Here is a 17309-nt window from a genome sequence, read left to right on the forward strand (position 1 = left end):
ACAATGGCAGCGAAGACCAAGACGGCCGGGGGCGGCAACGGTCTGACGGAGATGTCCTGGGACCCGATCACCCGGATCGTGGGCAGTCTGGGCATCCACACCAAGATCGACTTCAAGCAGAAGCGGGTCGCCGAGTGCTACAGCACCTCGTCCGTCTTCCGCGGCTACAGCGTCTTCATGCGCGGCAAGGACCCGCGCGACGCCCACTTCATCACCAGTCGGATCTGCGGTATCTGCGGCGACAACCACGCCACCTGCTCCGTCTACACCCAGAACATGGCCTACGGGGTGAAGCCCCCGCACCTCGGCGAGTGGATCATCAACCTCGGCGAGTCCGCGGAGTACATGTTCGACCACAACATCTTCCAGGAGAACCTGGTCGGGGTCGACTACTGCGAGAAGATGGTCCGCGAGACCAACCCGGGCGTCTGGGAACTGGCGCAGCGCACCGAGGCCCCGCACGCCGGCGAGCACGGCTACCGCACCATCGCCGACATCATGACCTCCCTCAACCCCATCGAGGGCGAGTTCTACCGCGAGGCGCTCCAGGTCAGCCGCTACACCCGGGAGATGTTCTGTCTCATGGAGGGCCGCCATGTGCACCCCTCCACGCTCTACCCGGGCGGCGTCGGCACCGTCGCCAGCGTCCAGCTCTTCACCGACTACCTGAGCCGGCTGATGCGCTACGTGGAGTTCATGAAGCGCGTGGTGCCGCTCCACGACGACCTCTTCGACTTCTTCTACGAGGCGCTGCCCGGATACGAGGAGGTCGGCCGACGGCGGGTGCTGCTCGGCTGCTGGGGCGCCCTCAACGACCCCGAGCACTGCGACTTCACCTACCGCAACATGACGGACTGGGGCCGGCGGATGTTCGTCACCCCGGGCGTCATCGTCGACGGCAAGCTCGTCACCAACGACCTCACCGAGATCAACCTCGGCATCCGCATCCTGCTCGGCAGCTCCTACTACCAGGACTGGGAGGGCCAGGAGAAGTTCGTCACCCACGACCCGCTCGGCAACCCCGTCGACGCCCGCCACCCCTGGAACCAGCACACCATCCCCGCCCCGCAGAAGCGGGACTTCGACGACAAGTACAGCTGGGTGATGTCGCCGCGCTGGTTCGACGGCAAGGAGCACCTGGCCCTGGACACCGGCGGCGGGCCGATCGCCCGCCTGTGGTCCACCGCCCTCTCCGGCCTCGTGGACACCCCCTACGTCAAGGCCACCGGCAACAGCGTCGTCATCGACCTGCCGCGCAGCATGACCCGGCCCGAGGCCCGCTTCGAGTGGAAGATCCCGAAGTGGAGCAACGCCCTGGAACGCAACCGCGCCCGCACCTACTTCCAGGCGTACGCGGCGGCCATGGCGTTGCACTTCGCCGAGCAGGGACTGGAGGAGGTCCGCGCCGGACGCACCCAGACCTGGGAGAAGTTCGAGGTGCCCGACGAGTCCATCGGCTGCGGCTTCACCGAGGCGGTGCGCGGCGTCCTCTCGCACCACATGGTCATCCGCGACGGGAAGATCGCCAACTACCACCCGTACCCGCCGACCCCGTGGAACGCCAGCACCCGCGACTCCTACGGCACCCCCGGCCCCTACGAGGACGCCGTCCAGAACACCCCGATCTTCGAGGAGAACACCCCGGAGAACTTCAAGGGCATCGACATCATGCGGGCGGTGCGCAGCTTCGACCCGTGCCTGCCCTGCGGCGTCCACATGTACGGCGGCGGCCGGACCCTGAAAACCCTGCACGTCCCCACCGGGCTGAGCGGGCTGGCCGGATGACCGCCCCGGCCACCGCCCCCGACGCCGAGCTGACCGGCCGCCGGGTCGAGGAACTGCTGGCCCGGCTCACCGAGCACGGCGACGCCGCGACCGCCGCGGCCGCCGAGGAACTCGTCCGGGTCCTGATGGACTTCTACGGCGCGGGACTGACCCGCATCATGCACCTGGTCGAACGGCGCACCGGTGCCGACGGGCCGCGCCCGGCACTGCTGGGCGACCCGCTGGTCGGCAGCCTGCTGGTGCTGCACGACCTGCACCCGGAGGACGCCGCCACCCGCATCGGCCGGGCCCTGGCGAGCGTCCGGGCCCAGGACGCGGTCGAGATCGCGGAGTTCGCGCCGGAGACCGGGGCGCTGCGGCTGCGGGAGACCGGGTCCGGGGGCTGTTGCGGCGGCGGTGCCACCGACCGGCCCGCCGTCGAGGGTGCGCTGTCGTGCTTCGTACCGGAGGTGACCTCGGTCGAGTGGGAGGCGTACCGCGCCGCGCCGGCGCCGCCGCTGCTGCAGATCGCCCGCCGCCCGCCGACCGCCGCCACGGCCCCGTGAGCGCCCGGCCGACCGCCGCCCACCGCGGCCTGCGCCGCTTCCGGGCCCCCGCGCCCCCGCCGCCCGAACGCTGCGAACTGTGCGGTACCGAACTCGTCGGCCGGCACCGGCACCTGGTCGACACCAGGAACCGCGGCCTGGCCTGCGCCTGCCCGCCCTGCGCGCTGCTCTTCGAGCGGCCCGGTGCCGGCGCCGGACAGTTCCGCACCGTCCCCGACCGCTGTCTGACCGACCCCGGCCACCGCCTCGACGAAGCGATCTGGGACCGGCTGCGGATCCCCGTCGGCGTCGCCTTCCTGCTGGACAACTCCGCGCTCGGCCGGGTGGTGGCGCTCTACCCCAGCCCGGCCGGCGCCACCGAGAGCGAACTCGACCCGGCCGCCTGGCAGTCCGTCCGCGACGCCACCCGCCTGGCCGGGCTGCTCGCCCCCGACGTCGAGGCCCTGCTGCTGCACCGCGACGACGGCCGCACCGACTGCCACCTCATCCCGGTCGACCTCGCCTACGAACTCACCGGCCGGCTGCGGCTGTTGTGGCGCGGCTTCGACGGCGGCGCCGAAGCGCGCGCCGCCCTCGCGGACTTCTTCACCGAGATCGCCCGCCGCGCCCGGGAACCCCGGGAGGAGGCCCACCGTCCGTGACCGAGCTGTCCTTCGTCTGCACCGGCGTCCGCGCCGACCGCTACGCCGCCGCCCCCACCCTCCTGTTCCGCCTGCGGATCACCGCCGCGGCACAGACCCGGGTGCACGCCCTGGCCCTCCGCTGCCAACTGCGCATCGAACCGGCCCGGCGCGACTACGACCCCGAGGAGGCCGCCGCACTGGCCGACCTCTTCGGCGCCCGGTCCCGCTGGGGCAGCACCCTCAAACCCCTGCAGTTCGCCCAGGTCTCCCTCGTCGTCCCCGGCTTCACCGGCGAGACCGAGGTGGACCTGCCGGTGCCGTGCAGCTACGACCTGGAGGTGGCCGCCGGCCGCTACCTCCACGCGCTGCGCGACGGCGAGGTGCCGCTGCTGCTGCTCTTCTCCGGCACCGTCTTCGCCGGCCCGGGCGGCTTCCAGGTCTTCCCGGTGCCCTGGCACAAGGAGGCCGAGTGCCGGCTCCCGACCGCCGTGTGGCGGGAGATGACCGACACCCACTTCCCCGGCTGCGGCTGGCTGAGGCTCCCGCGGGAGACCCTGGACGCCCTGCTGGCGTTCCGCTCCCGGCACGCCCTGCCGTCCTGGGAGGCCACCGTCCGGGCGCTGCTGACCGCCGCGGACGGCGCCGGACCCGCCACCCGGGGCTTCCCCGCCGTCGCCCGCCCCACCACCGAGAGGACCGCACCGTGACGACGCCCGCGCCCACCGACACCCTGACGGAACGGTTCGCCGCCGCCCGGCAGGTCGCGGACGCCGTGCTCTTCGAGGGCTATGTCCTCTACCCCTACCGGGCCTCGGCCGCCAAGAACCGGCTGCGCTGGCAGTTCGGCGTCCTCGTCCCGCCCCGCTGGGGCGCCGACCGCGCCGAGCACTCCCACCAGCGCACCGAATGCCTCATGGAGCCCCGCTCCGGCGCCCGGCTCACCGCCGAACTGCGGTTCCTGCGCACCCAGCGCCGGACCGTCCAACGCCTCGGCCCCGACGGGGAGTTCACGAACGCAGCGGAACTGGAACTGCCCGACCGGGTGCTGGTCCCCTGGGACGAGGGCACCGAGGAGCGCTGCCCGGTCGACGTCCCCGTGGCCGAGCTCGCGGGTGACGGCGTCACCGTCCCGTTCACCCGGCCCGCCGGCGAGGAGACCGAACCGGTGCACGACGCGGACGGGCGGCCGGTGGGCCGGCTGGTGCGCCGCCGCGAGGAGATCAACGGCGTGCTCCGGCTGACCGCGCGGGAGATCGACGGCCCGTACGCGGTGCTCAAACTGACCGCGACGGTGGAGAACACCAGCACCTGGCCCCCGGACCCGGCGGCCGCCGACCGGGACGCGGCCCTGCCCCGCTCACTGGTCGCCGCCCACCTCCTCCTCGGCCTGAGCGCCGGCCGCTTCCTGTCCCCGACCGACCCGCCCGAATGGGCCCGGGGCGCGGTCGCCGACTGCGCCAACGAGCACACCTGGCCGGTGCTGGCCGGCCCGCCCGGCAGCGCCGACGTGATGCTGTCCGCCCCGATCATCCTGGAGGACCACCCCGCCGTCGCCCCGGAGAGCCCCGGCGCCCTCTACGACGCCCTGGAGATCGACGAGATCCTCGCCCTGCGCACCGCCACTCTCACCGACCGGGAGAAACGCGAGGCCCGCGGCACCGACCCGCGGGCCGCGGAGGTGATCGACCTCGCCGACGGGATGCCGCCCGAAGTCCTGGAGCGGCTGCACGGCGCCGTACGGGCCCTGCGCGAGGTCACCGGCCCGGACCCGGCACCGGCCCGCCCGGACACCCCCTGGTGGGACCCGGGCGGCGACCGCGACGTGGACCCGCTGACCGACCGGATCACCCTCGACGGCCGCTCGGTCGGCGCCGGCAGCCGGGTGGCCCTCCGCCCCGGCCGCCGCCGCACCGACGCCCAGGACCTCTTCCTGCACGGACGCACCGCCGTGGTCGAGGCCGTGCTGCACGACGTCGACGGCGGGGTGCACCTCGCCGTCACCGTCGAGGGCGACCCGGGCGCCGACATCCGGCGCGAACAGGGCCGCTTCCTCTACTTCCAACCCGACGAACTCGCGCCCCTGGAGGACGAGTGAGCAGCCAGCCGTCCGGCCGCACTGTGTCCCTCCCGCCCGGCCCCGCAGTGTCTCTCCCACCCGGCCCCGCAGTGTCTCTCCCACCCGGCCCCACCCTGATTGCCGGCGTCGGCAACGTCTTCCTCGGTGACGACGGCTTCGGCGTCGAGACCGTTCGCGTGCTCGGGGAGCACCCCCTGCCCGACGGCGTGGAACTGGTCGACGCCGGCGTCCGCGGCGTCCACCTCGCCCACCGGATGCTGGACGGCTATGCGGCGGTGCTGCTGGTGGACGCCGCGGCGCGCGGCGGCGAGCCCGGCTCGCTCTACCTCCTCGACGCCACCGACCCCGCCGACGCCGCCGCCCGCCCCGGCAGCACGCCGATCGACGCCCACCACATGACCCCGGACGCCGTCCTGGCGCTGCTGGACACGCTCAGCGCCGGCACCGGAGCCCACCGCCCGGAACGCGTCCTGGTCGTCGGCTGCGAACCCGCCGACACCACCGAGGGCATGGGCCTGAGCGCACCCGTCGCCGCCGCCGTCGACGAGGCCGTCCGGCTCGTGCTGCGGCTGGTCGGCGCGGACGAACCCGAGCCGGCCGCCGCCGGCCCGCCCCCCGCCACCAGTGAGAGGAATGCGACACCATGCTGAAGTTCGTCCTCGGCGGCGCCCTGGCCGCCGCCCTCGCCCTCGCCCTGCGCAACCTGCCCGACCTCAAGCGCTATCTGCGGATGCGTTCCATGTGACGCGCCGCCCCACGGGCGGCCAAGGGCGGCGGGCGCGCTGCACCGAACGGTGTACGCCGCCGCGCCGCCCCGGCGAGGCACCCCGGACGCCCCGGTGCCGCGCCGTCTAATGAAGCCAGCGGCAACCGGTCGTCACACCCGAGAGAGACGGACCGATGCACGAGATGTCCATCGCGCTGGCGGTCGTCGACCAGGTGGAGAGCGCGGTCCGGCCGGCCGGCGCGACCGCGGTCCGCAGCGTCCGCCTGGAGATCGGCGAACTGGCCGGCGTGGTCCCCGACGCCCTGGCCTTCTCCTTCCAACTCGCCTGCGAGGGAACGGTGCTGGCCGGTGCCGAGCTGCTCACCGAACCCATCCAGGCCCGCGCCCGCTGTGGATCCTGCGACGACACCTGGCCGACCGGCATGCCGCCGTGCCTGAGCTGCCCCGGGTGCGGCGGGGCGGGCGTCGAGCTGCTCTCCGGCCGCGAACTGCGGATCGCTGACGTCAGCTGGCACGACGACGCCCCGGTACCCACACCGACGCACGAGGAGCGCTGATCCCATGTGCCGTGTTCTTGACCTGCAGCAGGCGGTGCTCGCCAAGAACGACGCCTGCGCCCACACCCTGCGCGAGGAGCTGGCGGCCCGCGGCACCGCGGTCGTCAACCTGCTCTCCAGCCCCGGCAGCGGCAAGACCGCCCTGCTGGAACGGGAGTTGACACTGGCACGGGAGCGCGGAGTGCCGGTCGCGGCGCTCACCGCCGACCTGGCCACCGAGAACGACGCGGTGCGGCTGGGCCGCTCCGGAGTCCCCGTCAAACAGGTGCTCACCGACGGGCTGTGCCACCTGGAGGCCGAGATGCTCGGCGGGCACCTGGACGGCTGGCTCCCCACCGACACCCGGCTGCTGTTCGTCGAGAACGTCGGGAACCTCGTCTGCCCGGCCTCCTACGACCTGGGGGAGACCCTGCGGGTGGTGCTCGCCTCGGTGACCGAAGGCGAGGACAAACCGCTGAAGTACCCCACCGCGTTCGGACTGGCCCACCTGGTCCTGATCACCAAGTCCGACATCGCCGCGGCGGTGGACTTCGACGAGGCGGCGTTCCGCGGCAACGTGGAACGGGTCAACCCCGGCGCCGAGGTCGTCCGCACTTCGGTCCGCGGCCGCGAGGGCATCGGCGCGCTGCTGGACCGGGCGCTGGCGGCCCGGGAGAGCGGGCCGGCCCACATCCCGGTGATGACCCGTCAGTCGCACCACGTCCACGACGGCCCGGCGCACCGGGCCGGCGACCGCGGCACGGTGGGGTCGAGCCGCTCATGACCGGCGGGCAGCCCGGTGCCGGCGCCGCTGCGCACGCCGACGAGGCGCCGACCGCCGCCGCGGTGGGCACCGACCGCCGTGCAACGGCCCCCGGGCCGGACGGCGTCCGCCGCCGGATCACCGTCCGCGGCATCGTCCAGGGCGTGGGCTTCCGCCCGTTCGTCCACGGCCTCGCCACGGAGTCGGGCCTGTCCGGCCATGTCAGCAACACCGGCGAGGGCGTGGTCACCGAGGTCGAGGGGCCGCCCGCGGCGCTGCGCCGCTTCGAGACGCGGCTGAGTGCCGAGGCGCCGCCGCTGGCGGTCGTGGAGACGGTGGACGGCGAGGACATCCCGGTCGCCGGCGGCACCGGCTTCACCATCCTGCCCTCCCGCACCGGCGGCCCCGCCCGTACCCTGGTCGCCCCGGACGCCGCCACCTGCGACGCCTGCCTGGCCGAGCTGACCGACCCCGCGGACCGCCGCCACCGCCACCCCTTCGTCACCTGCACGCACTGCGGACCGCGCTTCACCATCGTCCGCGCACTGCCCTACGACCGCGCGCAGACCACCATGGCCGGCTTCCCGATGTGCCGGCGCTGCGCGGCCGAGTACGCCGACCCGGCCGACCGGCGGTTCCACACCCAGCCCGTCGCCTGCCACGACTGCGGGCCCCGGCTGAGCCTGCTGGCCCACCACCCGGACGCGCCCGGCGGTCCGCCGCGTCCGGTGCCCGGCGACCCGGTGGACGGCGCCCGACGGCTGCTCGCCGCGGGCGCGGTCGTCGCCGTCAAGGGGCTCGGCGGCTACCACCTGGTGTGCGACGCCGGCGACGACCGCGCGGTCGCCGAACTGCGCCGCCGCAAGGCCCGCGGCGACCGGCCTTTCGCCCTGATGGCCCGTCGACTGGACGACGTGGCGGGGCTGGTGGAGCTCGGCCCGGCGGAGCGGGCGCTGCTCACCGGGCCGGTGCGGCCGATCGTGCTGTTGCGCCGGCGGCCCGGTGGACCCGGGCCCGGGGCACCCACCGTCTCCGAGGCCGTCGCCCCCGGCTGCCCCGACCTGGGGATGATGCTGCCCTACACCCCGGTGCACCACCTGCTGCTCGGCCTGCCCGGCGACCCCGAGGGGCCCCGGCTGCTGGTGATGACCAGCGGCAACGTGTCCGGCGAACCGCTCGTCACCGACGACGCGGACGCCCTTACGCGCCTGGCGCGCCTGGCGGACGCCTGGCTCGCCCACGACCGGGCGATCGAGGTCCCCTGCGACGACTCGGTGGTCCGGGTCAGCGACGGCGAACCGCTGTACGTGCGGCGCTCGCGCGGCTGCGCCCCCTACCCGGTGCCGCTGCCGGTGCCGGTGCGGCCCGCGCTGGCCACCGGCGGCGACCTGAAGACCGTGCTGTGCCTGGGGGAGGGGCGCCGGGCCTGGCTGTCGGCGCACATCGGCGACATGGACGACCTGGCCACCCAGCTGGCGTTCGAGCGGGCCGGCGGGCATCTGGAGACCATCACCGGGGTCCGGCCGCGGCTGCTCGCCACCGACCGGCACCCCGGCTACCGCACCGGCCAGTGGGCCCGCCGGCACACCCGCGGCCGGCCGCTGGTCCGGGTCCAGCACCACCACGCGCATATCGCCGCCGCCATGGCCGAACACGGCTTGGACGGCCGGCAGCCGGTGATCGGCGTCGCCTTCGACGGCACCGGCTACGGCGACGACGGCGCCATCTGGGGCGGCGAGGTCCTCCTCGCCGACTACGCCGGCTACCGCCGCTTCGCCCACCTCGGCTACGTCCCGCTGCCCGGTGGCGACACCTCCGTCCGCCGCCCCTACCGGATGGCCCTGGCCCACCTGCACGCCGCGGGCCTTCCCTGGACCCCCGAGCTGCCTCCGGTCGCCGCCTGCCCGCCCGACGAACTCCGGCTGCTGGCACGGCAGTTGGACCGCGATCTCAACTGCGCACCGACCTCCAGCATGGGTCGGCTCTTCGACGCGGTCTCCTCGCTCGCCGGGATCTGCCACCACGCCGGCTACGAGGCCCAGGCCGCCGCCGCACTGGAGGCCGCCGCCCGCGCCGCCGGCGCCGGCCACGGGCCCGGCTACGCCTTCGGGCTGCGCACCGACGCCCCGGCCGCCGGCGGCGCGCTGGTCGCCGACCCCGCACCCGTGCTGGCCGCGGCGGTCGAGGACGTCCGCGCCGGCGCCCGCCCGGAACGGGTCGCGACCCGCTTCCACACCGCGGTCGCCGGGCTGGTGCGGCGGGTGTGCGGACTGGCCCGGGAGCGCACCGGCCTGTCCACCGTCGCGCTGACCGGCGGGGTCTTCGTCAACACCCTGCTGGCCGAGGCCGCCGCCCGGACGCTGCGCGAGGACGGCTTCACCGTGCTGCGGCACCGCCTGGTCCCGCCCAACGACGGCGGACTGGCCCTCGGTCAGCTGCTGGTCGCGGCGCGGCGGCGCGGCGCCTGACCCCCGTGCCCATCCGCATCCACATCCGTATGCATCCGTAGCCGTACGACGAGGAGGAGCCATGTGCCTGGCGGTGCCCGGCAAAGTGATGGAGATCGAGGAACGGGACGGCACCCGGATGGCCACCGTCGACTTCGGCGGGGTGGTCAAGGAGGTGTGCCTGGAATATCTGCCGGACCTCGCGGTCGGCGAGTACGCGATCGTCCACGTGGGCTTCGCGCTGCAGCGGCTCGACGAGGAGTCGGCCCGCCGGACCCTGGCCCTCTTCGAGGAACTCGGGCTGCTCCAGGAGGAGTTCGGCGACCCGTGGGAAGCGGCCGCCGACCAGGATCGACCGCAGGCACAGGAGGCCCGGCAGTGAAGTACCTCGAGGAGTTCCAGAACCCGGAGCTGGCCCGCCGGCTGCTGGACGACATCCGCGCCACGGTGACCCGGCCGTGGGCGCTGATGGAGGTCTGCGGCGGCCAGACGCACAGCATCATCCGGCACGGCATCGACCAACTCCTGCCCGAAGAGGTCGAGTTGATCCACGGTCCGGGCTGCCCGGTGTGCGTCACGCCGCTGGCGGTCATCGACCAGGCGCTGGAGATCGCCTCCCGCCCGGAGGTGATCTTCTGCTCGTTCGGCGACATGCTGCGGGTCCCCGGAACCGACCGTGACCTGTTCCGGGTGCGCGGCGAGGGCGGCGACGTCCGGGTGGTCTACTCCCCGCTGGACGCGCTGAAGATCGCCCAGCAGAACCCGGACCGCGAGGTGGTGTTCTTCGGCATCGGCTTCGAGACCACCGCCCCGCCGAACGCCATGACGGTCCATCAGGCGCGCAGGCTGGGCATCCGCAACTTCAGCATGCTGGTCTCGCACGTCCGGGTACCGCCCGCGATCGAGGCGATCATGACCTCGCCGAGCTGCCGGGTCCAGGCGTTCCTGGCCGCCGGCCACGTGTGCAGCGTGATGGGCCTCGACGAGTACCCGGCGCTGGCCGACCGCTTCGGGGTGCCGATCGTCGTCACCGGCTTCGAACCGCTGGACATCCTGGAGGGCATCCGCCGCGCCGTCCGCCAGCTGGAGCGCGGCGAGCACACCGTCGACAACGCCTACCCGCGCGCCGTCCGCGCCGCCGGCAACCCCGCCGCCCGGGCCATGCTGGCCGACGTCTTCGAGGTCGCCGACCGGGCCTGGCGGGGCATCGGCACCATCCCCGCCAGCGGCTGGCGGCTCTCCGACCGCTACCGCGACCACGACGCCGAACACCGCTTCTCGGTCGAGGGCATCGCCACCCGCGAACCCGCCGCCTGCCGCAGCGGCGAGGTCCTGCAGGGGCTGATCAAGCCCCACGAGTGCGAGGCGTTCGGCACCACCTGCACCCCGCGCACCCCGCTCGGCGCCACCATGGTCTCCACCGAGGGCGCCTGCGCCGCCTACTACCTGTACCGCCGGCTCGGCAACGCGCCGACCCCCTTGGAGGCGACCCCCGTTGTCTGACACCACCTCCCCGACCCCCACCACCGCACAGGGCCCCCGTGGCCTGCCCACCGTCGACATCTCCGGCTGGACCTGCCCCGCCCCGCTGCGCGAGACCCCCCGCGTCGTGATGGGCCACGGCGGGGGCGGGGTGCTCTCCGCCGAACTCGTCCAGCAGATCTTCGTGCCGGCCTTCGGCGGCGAACTCCTCGCCCAGCTCGGCGACTCCGCGGTCTTCTCGCTCGGCGGGCAGCGCCTGGCGTTCTCCACCGACTCCTACGTCGTCCGGCCGCTGTTCTTCCCCGGCGGCAGCATCGGCGACCTCGCCGTCAACGGCACGGTCAACGACCTCGCCATGAGCGGCGCCCGGGCCGCCTACCTCTCCTGCGGCTTCATCCTGGAGGAGGGCGTGGAGATGCCGGTGGTCGCCGGGGTCGCCGACGCGATGGGCGCCGCCGCCCGGGCCGCCGGAGTGGAGGTGGCCACCGGCGACACCAAGGTCGTCGAGGCCGGCCGCGGCGACGGCGTCTACCTCAACACCGCCGGCATCGGCGTGATCCCGCCCGGCGTCGATCTGCGGCCGCAGCGGGTGGTGCCCGGCGACGTGGTGATCGTCAGCGGCGACATCGGTGTGCACGGCGTGGCCATCATGAGCGTCCGCGAGGGCCTGGAGTTCGGCGTGGAGATCGAGAGCGACTGCGCGGCGCTGGGCGGCCTCGTCCAGACGATGCTCGCGGTCACCCCCGACCTGCACGTGCTGCGCGACCCCACCCGCGGCGGGCTGGCCGCCGCGCTCAACGAGATCGCCACCGCCTCCGCCACCGGCGTGGTCGTCGACGAGCGCGCCGTGCCCGTCCCCCCGGTCGTCGCCAACGCCTGCGCGATCCTCGGCCTCGACCCGATGTACGTCGCCAACGAGGGCAAGCTGGTGGCGTTCGTCCCCCGCGAGCACGCCGACGCCGTGCTGCACGCGATGCGCGCGCACCCGCTGGGCGCCGGGGCCGCGGTGATCGGCGAGGCGGTCGCCGCCCACCCCGGCATGGTGGTGGCCCGCACCACGCTCGGCGGTACGCGGGTGGTCGATCTGCCGATGGGCGAGCAGCTGCCCCGCATCTGCTGAGCCGGCCGCCGGGGCCCGGGCGCGCGGCCGCCGCCGACCGGTGGCGTCCGGACCCCTGACCTCTCGGCCCGGCGCCGCTACGGTGCGCACATGAGTCGCTTGACGATCGCGGTGCACCATGTGCGGGCGGCGCTGGGCGGGGCGCGGCGGCTGGGCATCGACACCGTGCCGCTGCTCCAGGGTGCGGGGATCCCGCCGCTGCTGCTCGCCGACGACCGGGCCCGGGTCACCGGGGAGCAGTTCGCCCGCCTGATCCGGGCCCTGCACCGGGCCACCGACGACGAGTTCCTGGGCCTGGGCCCGACCCCGAGCCGCCGCGGCACCTTCGCCATGATGTGCCAGACCTGCCTGGGCTGCCCGGACCTCGGCGCCGCCCTGGACCGTGCCACGCGCTTCTACCGGCTCTTCCCCGGCGGCCCCGACCTGGCCGTGACGGCCGCCCCGGACGACGGGCTCGCCGTTCTCACCGTCCGCAGCGAGCTGCACCGGCACGACGAGGCCGCCTTCGTCGCCGCCTGTCTGCTGCTCATCTGGCACCGGCTCGCCGGCTGGCTGATCGGCCGCCGGATCCCGCTGCACTGGGTGCGGTTCGCCCACCCGGCCCCCGCGCACGCCGACGAGTACCCCGCCCTGTTCGGCTGCCCGGTCCGCTTCGGCGCCCCGCACACCGCGGCCGGCTGGGACGCCCACTGGCTCACCGCGCCCGTCGTCCGGGACCAGCCCGCGCTGGCCGCGCTGTTACGACACGCCCCCGCCGACCTGCTGGCCCGCCGCGACTACGGCACCACCGTCGCCGAGCAGGTGCGCCGCGCCCTCGCCCAGGCGCTGCGGGCCCCGGCGCCGGCCCGGCTGCCGGAAGCCGCCGAGATCGCCGCCCGGCTGGCGGTCAGCCCGGCCACCCTGCGGCGCCGGCTGCGCGCCGAGGGCACCTCGTACCAGCGGCTCAAGGACGCGGTGCGCCGGGACGCGGCGCTCGCCGCACTGGTCGCCGGGCAGGAGCCGATCGCCGCGCTCGCCGCCCGGATGGGCTTCTCCGAGGACACCGCCTTCCACCGCGCCTTCCGCCGCTGGACGGGCACCACGCCCGGCGCCTACCGGCTGGCCGGCACCGCCCCGCCGCCCGTCGGGCACCCGCCGGCCGTCCCGCGCGGCCAGCAAAGCTGAGCGTTCCGGTCAGCGTCCGCGCCACCCGGCGGTCACTACGGTCGGCCCGACCACCCCTGCCCACAGGTCAGTTGGGAGAGCCGCATGCACCTTCGCGCCACCGCCCTGGGCACCGCCGCCGCGCTGGCCCTGTCGCTCGGCACCGCCGGCGCCGCCACCGCGGGCCCGCCGCCGGCCGCGGCCGGCCGCCCCGGCGACATCGTCACCGCCACCCCCACCGCCTTCCACCCGCTGCCCGGTCAGCCGACCGGCACCCGGGCCTGGCACCTCACCTACCGCTCCACCACCGCCAAGGGGACGCCCAACACCGTCTCCGGCACCGTCATCGTGCCCGACGACGGCCGCACCGGCCCCCGCCCGCTCGTCACCTACGCCGTCGGCACCGTCGGTCTCGCCGACTCCTGCGCCCCCTCGGCCGGCTTCCCCAAGGGCACCACCATGGAGGCCAACCTCATCCAGCAACTCACCGCCCGCGGCTGGGCGGTGGCGGTCACCGACTACGAGGGACTGGGCACCCCCGGCGACCACACCTACACCGTCGGACGCGCCGAGGGACAGGCCGTCCTGGACGCCGCCCGGGCCGCCGAACGACTCCCCGAAGCGGCCGCCGCGGGCGTCACCGCGGACTCCCCGGTCGGCATCATGGGCTACTCCCAGGGCGGCCAGGCCACCAGCTGGGCCGCCGAACTCCACCACAGCTACGCCCCCGAACTCAAGGTCAGGGGCACCGCCACCGGCGGCGTACCGGCCGACCTGCGCAAGGTCGCGGACGCCAACAACGGCAACGTCGGCGCCGGGCTGATCCTGATGGCCGCCATCGGGCAGAACGCCGCCTTCCCCGAACTGCGGCTGGACGAGTACCTCAACGACCGCGGCCGGTACTACGTCTCCTACCTGCGCGAGCACTGCGTCGTCGCCGACGTCGCCGCCGGGCTCTTCAAGCGGATCTCCGACGTGACCGTCCGCAACCCGCTGGACCAGCCCGACTGGCAGGCCCGGCTGCGGGAGTCCACGCTCGGCACCCGCGCCCCGGACGCGCCCGTGTACCTCTACCACGGCACCGCCGACGAGCTGATCCCGTACGCCGTCGGCCGGCGGCTGCGCGCCGACTGGTGCGCCCGGGGCGCCCGCGTCCAGTGGTCCTCGATCCCGCTCGGCGAGCACGTCCTCGGCGCGATCGTCGGCGCCACCCCGGCCGCCGAGTGGCTCGCCGCCCGCTTCGCCGGCCGGCCGGCACCCGGCAACTGCGGCTGAACGCAGGGAGGTTGACACCTCTGGCCCGCGCCTCCGCCCCGCGGCGGCGCGGGCCAGAGCATGCGCGCGCCTTGGTATGGACATGTTCGTGCGGCCGCCCGTAAGGTGACCTGGTCCAGACCACCGGCCCCCTCCGGGGCGCGGCGGCCCCACCCGCCGCCCGCGTGTCAACACGCCGCTCTCGTACGGAACTTCCCCCCCCACAGCGGCCGCCCCGCCCGTCCGGGGGGCCGGCCGCGCGAAGGAGTCACCGCCATGAGATCCCGCCTCGCCGCCCTGCTGGGCGCAAGCACCCTGGCCGCCGGCCTCGCCCTCGTCGTCCCGGCGGTGCCCGCGGCGGCCACGCCGGACTGCGCCTCCTGTGCCGCCCCGGCCCGTGCCGGCTTCCGCGCGGAGGGATTCGTCGTCAGCCAGGCGCAGTTCGAGCAGATGTTCCCGAACCGGAACCCGTTCTACACCTATGACGGCCTGGTCGCGGCGCTGAGCGCCTACCCGGAGTTCGCCAACACCGGCAGCGACACCGTCAGGCGCCAGGAGGCCGCGGCCTTCCTGGCCAACGTGGGCCACGAGACCGGCGGCCTGGTCTACGTCGTGGAACAGGACACCGGCAACTACCCGCACTACTGCGACGCCACCCGGCCCTACGGGTGCCCGGCCGGCCAGGCCGCCTACTACGGCCGCGGCCCCCTCCAGCTCAGCTGGAACTTCAACTACAAGGCCGCCGGCGACGCGTTGGGCATCGACCTGCTCGACAACCCGTACCTGGTGGAGCGGGACGCCGCCGTCGCCTGGAAGAGCGCGCTCTGGTACTGGAACACCCAGACCGGTCCCGGCACCATGACCCCGCACAACGCCATGGTCGGCGGCGCCGGCTTCGGGGAGACCATCCGCAGCATCAACGGCTCCCTGGAGTGCAACGGCGGCAACCCCGGCCAGGTGCAGGACCGGATCGACAACTACCAGCGCTTCGTCCGGATCCTCGGCACCACACCGGGGGACCACCTGAGCTGCTGAACCGCCGGCGGACGGCGTCCTAGCGGGCGGTGTCCCGCATCAGCCGGGAGCCGAACCAGTCCTCCTCGTCGCGGACGCCGGGCGGGACGAAGAAGTAGCCGCCGCCCTCGGGGGTGACGAAGCGGGAAAGCGGCTCGTGCCGCAGCCGGCGCTGCACGGTGGCGAACTGCCGCTGGACGTTCTGCTGGTAGCCGCAGAAGACCAGCCCGAGGTTCATCCGTCCCTGCCCGTCGTATCCCCGGTCGTAGTTGTAACTCCGACGCAGGAAGCGGGAGTTGTCGGAGTGCGGGGTGCGCGGGTTGGCGAGGCGGATGTGCGAGTCGAGCGGGACAATCCGACCGTCGGGGTCGTCACGGTAGTCCGGCGCCTCGTCCTCCCGATCGCCACCCAGGGGCGCGCCGCTGGCCTTGCGCCGGCCGAAGATCTTCTCCTGGCGCTCCACCGGCACGTCGTCCCAGGCGTCGCCGTGGAAGCGGATCAGCCGCAGCACCTGGTAGCTGCCGCCCTCGGCCCAGTCCGGCTCGCCGCACGGCGGGGTGACCCAGATCAGCCGGTCCATCTCGGCGCCCGAGGCGGTGTCGGGGTTGACGATGCCGTCCTTGAAGCCGAGGAAGTTCCGCGGCGACCCCGAGGGCCGGGACGGGTTCATGAACGCGTCCATCCGCCACCGCGGCCGGATCATCCCGTGCGTCGCCCGGCCCAGGTCGCGCAGGACGTGCACGATCGCGTCCGGGTGCTCCGCGCAGACCTGGACCGACAGGTCGCCGTGGCAGCGCGTCGGGTCCAGCCGGTCGTCGGGGAACGCCGGCATCGCCTTCAGATGCCGCGGCTTGTGCCCGGCCAGTCCGAACCGGTCGTCGAAGAGGGACGCCCCCAGGCCCACCGTGACGCTCAGCGAGTCCGGGGTCGGCGGCTCCGAGGCCGTCCGTTCGTCCCTCGGCTTCACCCCCGCCGACAGCATCCGGGACCGGTCGGTCAGCCGCTGCAACAGCCGGATCAGGTCCGCCCGGTCCTGCACCAGCACGTCGAACGCGGCGAAGCCGGCGAACAGCTGCTGCGGGGTGAGGATGCCGGCCTGGTGGCGGCCGTGGAACGGCACCCGGTCCGGCGGCAGGTGCCGGCCCTCCGCGGACGGGCCCGGGGAGTTCTCTGCCGCCCGGCCCGCCGGGACGGCCGCCGCGGTGCCGGCGCTCAGCCCGGTGCCGGCCGCCGCCCCCGCGACCCCCGCCGCGTACTTGAGGAACCCCCGGCGCCCGCCGCCCTGCGCCGGGCCCGTCTCGTCGCCGGTCCGCTCAGATCTCATCGCCCAGCCATCCCCACTGCGGCCTCGGCCGCCGCTGTCCGTGCCCCTCTTTTGCGCGAGATCCTTGCCGCCCGCCCGGCGCCGCCCGGGAACAACACGGCCGGACCCGTCGAAATCACGCCTGGGGAGGCCGCCCGGCCGCCGAACGGCGCAGGCCGCCGCGCCGCCGCCGCCGGCCGCTCCTAGCGTCGGCCGTGTGACCCGCCCGCCCGAGGAACCCGCTGCCGAGGAGCCGCTGCGCATCGTGCGGGGCAGTGCCGAGCCCGAGGAGCTGGCCGCGCTCACCGTCGTCCTGTGCGGCCGGCTCGCGCAGGCGCGCGCACTCGCCGACAGCAACCACGGGGGGAGCGGCGCCGACGGGCTCACCAAGCTCCAGCTGCGCAACCACAGTGCTCACGCCGCGTGCTGGGCGGGCTGCTGGACCTGCGGATGACGGCGCCCGGCGCACGGGCCGGGCGCTGCTCGATGC

At 74.7% G+C, this 17309-nt stretch carries 18 protein-coding genes; 17 read left to right on the forward strand and 1 reads right to left on the reverse strand.

Annotated elements, in window-relative coordinates:
• Positions 1-3 precede the first annotated feature (3 nt).
• From K2224_RS30295 to K2224_RS30365, 16 genes are all read left to right on the forward strand, one after another.
• Entirely contained in the window at positions 4-1785 is a 1782-nt protein-coding gene (locus K2224_RS30295; RefSeq protein WP_221910387.1) for a nickel-dependent hydrogenase large subunit, read from the forward strand.
• Positions 1782-2330, forward strand: a complete 549-nt coding sequence (locus K2224_RS30300; protein WP_221910388.1) for a hypothetical protein — start codon at positions 1782-1784, stop codon at positions 2328-2330. The genes K2224_RS30295 and K2224_RS30300 overlap by 4 nt, the downstream gene beginning before the upstream one ends.
• On the forward strand, positions 2327-2971 hold the full coding sequence (locus K2224_RS30305; RefSeq protein WP_221910389.1) for a DUF5947 family protein: 645 nt from the start codon (positions 2327-2329) through the stop codon (positions 2969-2971). The genes K2224_RS30300 and K2224_RS30305 overlap by 4 nt, the downstream gene beginning before the upstream one ends.
• Positions 2968-3660 (forward strand): DUF6084 family protein, encoded by a 693-nt coding sequence (locus K2224_RS30310; RefSeq protein WP_221910390.1) that lies wholly within the window; start codon positions 2968-2970, stop codon positions 3658-3660. The genes K2224_RS30305 and K2224_RS30310 overlap by 4 nt, the downstream gene beginning before the upstream one ends.
• Positions 3657-5048 (forward strand): hypothetical protein, encoded by a 1392-nt coding sequence (locus K2224_RS30315; RefSeq protein ID WP_221910391.1) that lies wholly within the window; start codon positions 3657-3659, stop codon positions 5046-5048. Before K2224_RS30310 ends, K2224_RS30315 begins: the two co-directional genes overlap by 4 nt.
• A 71-nt stretch (positions 5049-5119) precedes the next feature.
• Positions 5120-5680 carry a hydrogenase maturation protease gene (locus tag K2224_RS30320; RefSeq protein ID WP_260693564.1) on the forward strand — a complete coding sequence of 187 codons (561 nt, stop codon included), beginning with the start codon at positions 5120-5122 and terminating at the stop codon, positions 5678-5680.
• Positions 5674-5775, forward strand: coding sequence for a DUF6893 family small protein (locus tag K2224_RS41780; RefSeq protein ID WP_398204151.1), 102 nt, complete (start codon positions 5674-5676; stop codon positions 5773-5775). The genes K2224_RS30320 and K2224_RS41780 overlap by 7 nt, the downstream gene beginning before the upstream one ends.
• Positions 5776-5930: 155 nt before the next feature.
• A complete protein-coding gene (locus K2224_RS30325) occupies positions 5931-6314 on the forward strand; it encodes a hydrogenase maturation nickel metallochaperone HypA (RefSeq protein WP_221910393.1) in 384 nt (127 codons plus the stop codon).
• Positions 6315-6318: 4 nt separating this feature from the next.
• Positions 6319-7077 carry a hydrogenase nickel incorporation protein HypB gene (gene hypB, locus K2224_RS30330; protein WP_221910394.1) on the forward strand — a complete coding sequence of 253 codons (759 nt, stop codon included), beginning with the start codon at positions 6319-6321 and terminating at the stop codon, positions 7075-7077.
• Positions 7074-9524, forward strand: coding sequence for a carbamoyltransferase HypF (gene hypF / locus K2224_RS30335; protein ID WP_260693565.1), 2451 nt, complete (start codon positions 7074-7076; stop codon positions 9522-9524). Before hypB ends, hypF begins: the two co-directional genes overlap by 4 nt.
• A gap of 61 nt (positions 9525-9585) precedes the next feature.
• On the forward strand, positions 9586-9885 hold the full coding sequence (locus K2224_RS30340) for a HypC/HybG/HupF family hydrogenase formation chaperone (protein WP_221910395.1): 300 nt from the start codon (positions 9586-9588) through the stop codon (positions 9883-9885).
• Positions 9882-11006 carry a hydrogenase formation protein HypD gene (hypD, locus tag K2224_RS30345; protein ID WP_221910396.1) on the forward strand — a complete coding sequence of 375 codons (1125 nt, stop codon included), beginning with the start codon at positions 9882-9884 and terminating at the stop codon, positions 11004-11006. The genes K2224_RS30340 and hypD overlap by 4 nt, the downstream gene beginning before the upstream one ends.
• Complete coding sequence (gene hypE / locus K2224_RS30350; RefSeq protein WP_221910397.1) at positions 10999-12105, forward strand: hydrogenase expression/formation protein HypE; 1107 nt, start codon at positions 10999-11001, stop codon at positions 12103-12105. The genes hypD and hypE overlap by 8 nt, the downstream gene beginning before the upstream one ends.
• Positions 12106-12195: 90 nt before the next feature.
• Positions 12196-13269: an AraC family transcriptional regulator gene (locus K2224_RS30355; RefSeq protein ID WP_221910398.1), complete on the forward strand. Its 1074-nt coding sequence runs from the start codon at positions 12196-12198 to the stop codon at positions 13267-13269.
• Positions 13270-13353: 84 nt separating this feature from the next.
• Complete coding sequence (locus K2224_RS30360) at positions 13354-14523, forward strand: lipase family protein (RefSeq protein ID WP_221910399.1); 1170 nt, start codon at positions 13354-13356, stop codon at positions 14521-14523.
• Positions 14524-14778: 255 nt separating this feature from the next.
• A complete protein-coding gene (locus K2224_RS30365; RefSeq protein ID WP_221910400.1) occupies positions 14779-15537 on the forward strand; it encodes a chitinase in 759 nt (252 codons plus the stop codon).
• A 19-nt stretch (positions 15538-15556) separates the two neighbouring features.
• Here the strand turns inward: K2224_RS30365 and K2224_RS30370 are convergent, their stop codons facing one another.
• Positions 15557-16840 (reverse strand): Dyp-type peroxidase, encoded by a 1284-nt coding sequence (locus K2224_RS30370; RefSeq protein ID WP_221910401.1) that lies wholly within the window; start codon positions 16838-16840, stop codon positions 15557-15559.
• A gap of 196 nt (positions 16841-17036) precedes the next feature.
• On the opposite strand from K2224_RS30370, the gene K2224_RS30375 reads away from it, so the two are divergent.
• A complete protein-coding gene (locus tag K2224_RS30375; RefSeq protein ID WP_221910402.1) occupies positions 17037-17273 on the forward strand; it encodes an acyl-CoA carboxylase subunit epsilon in 237 nt (78 codons plus the stop codon).
• Positions 17274-17309 lie beyond the last annotated feature (36 nt).

It is taken from the genome of Streptomyces sp. BHT-5-2, assembly GCF_019774615.1.
Classification (GTDB): Bacteria; Actinomycetota; Actinomycetes; order Streptomycetales; family Streptomycetaceae; genus Streptomyces.